Raw genomic sequence first — 1,792 nt, forward strand, 5'->3', positions numbered from 1 at the left:
TCCATTGAGTGTACAAAGAATGATATTTCTATAATGATAAGAAGGAAATTTGTAACTTTATCACATTGTTCTAAAGAGTCTTTGTAATCTGACAGGGCATCTTCAATTTCAGCAACTTTTATCCGTGCTAGCGTGAAATAATATCCCGTTATGCTAGAATATGAAACATTGTTTGTATATACAACACATTTAATGTCGGTTATGATTTGGTTGGCGATTTGATAATACCTATTCATAGGGGATTTGATACCCATTAAATTTGTAGATTCATCAACTGGCCCAAATTTTGAAAAAAGTTCATAAATAAGTTTTTTGTACTGTTGCTTTGCAATTGTCACTCCAGAAATAAATGGAATAGACAGTTTTTTGTTTTTTGATTCATTGCAAAATAACTTATACCTCTCTAATTCTTCTGTTAATGCTTTATAGGCAACTTCCCTGACATTTTCATCATTGTAAAATAAAAAATAATCATCAACATACCTTTTAATAACATAATCTACATTTTCAATTAGGCCACCACCATTTTTGTCTATATTTAGGGATTTGAGTTTGTTTTTTATCTCTACATCGATTGATTGCAAAATTATTTCCGCATAAATTCTAGAGAACTCTGGTCCTACTACAATTCCATGTGAGTTACCTAAATTAGCATTATTCATTATCTTTTCGAAAACAGACTCAAAACTATAAAGTCCTCTTGAATTATTATAGCTTTCAATATCTCTTAATGATTTAGGTAGTTGAAAAGTAGATATTGATGCAAAACATTTAGCTATATCAAATTTAAATAACTTTTCGAATTTCTTTTCTATTCTATGAAATTGATAAGAATCGTAAAATTTATATAAAAAACTGACATCTTTATATTCAAAAAAAGTACTTGCATATATCGGCTCTCGGTCTCCATCTAATCCTGCACCTTCATCTTTAAACTTTTCCTCTGATTTTACTTCTCTTTGTTCTTTGCTGTAATAAGCGTGAGCAATTTTTGATGGATGTCGTAAGGAAAACGTACTTCTTGTACATAGATGAGTAATTAGTTGGTTATAGTTTTTATATAATTCACTTATCTTTATTTGTACGCTTGGGTGAACTAAGTATAAAGTTCTCTCGGATTCAGCATCCTTAGTTATTTTATAACTCAAAGGATTAGTTAACACTTCGTCTCCGCTATGAAATATAGCATTTAAAATTTCATTTTTACGTGTTATTTTTAATTTTACTGCATTATATAAACCCTCATTAGTCAGAATAAATGGAACTTCATATGGAAGGACATCCGTGAGAATTACTCTGGAGAAATCTCTTTTATTTAGTAAAATTTTCTTATTCATCTTCTCTTCTTATGGTTTTTGTGTTCCCAACACTTCTTTATTTCCTGCATTTCTTGGTTTGATATATTTATATATTTTTTGTTTTGAAATCCAGCTTTAAAATCGATGTTGCAGATTTCCAGTTTTTCATGCTCTGGAATACTTTGCATTCCCATCCCAAAGGAGTTTCTACTTTTAGAAAACATTGATTTTTTTAAGAAAAGATTTATTTCTTTGAATATTCCGGGATTGTTAACCAATCGATTACTATAATATATACCTCCTTTTAATGTACCATTTCTTCCTTTGTTTGACATTATTGGATAATTCCCTGAAAGAATATTAATTCTTTTACGTAATAAATCAGATTTTTTATCTACTGGTTCCGTTCCATAACATCGATCTAGTAATGAATGAATGATTCTTGTTTTTATTTTTCTTATTTTATCATCAGCTAATGTTATAGTAATGGATCG

At 29.1% G+C, this 1,792-nt stretch carries 2 protein-coding genes; both read right to left on the reverse strand.

Annotated elements, in window-relative coordinates; genetic code table 11:
- Nucleotides 1–1,337, reverse strand: a 1,337-nt coding sequence (gene drt3b / locus HEP82_RS19755; RefSeq protein WP_192459605.1) for an antiviral reverse transcriptase Drt3b, incomplete at its 3' end; no start/stop codon positions are given.
- Nucleotides 1,334–1,792 (reverse strand): hypothetical protein (locus HEP82_RS19760; RefSeq protein WP_225622572.1); only part of this gene is annotated, 459 nt, incomplete at its 5' end. The genes HEP82_RS19760 and drt3b, both read right to left, overlap by 4 nt.

Origin of the sequence: Musicola keenii, assembly GCF_014855505.1 — a bacterium.
Classification (GTDB): domain Bacteria; phylum Pseudomonadota; class Gammaproteobacteria; order Enterobacterales; family Enterobacteriaceae; genus Musicola; species Musicola paradisiaca.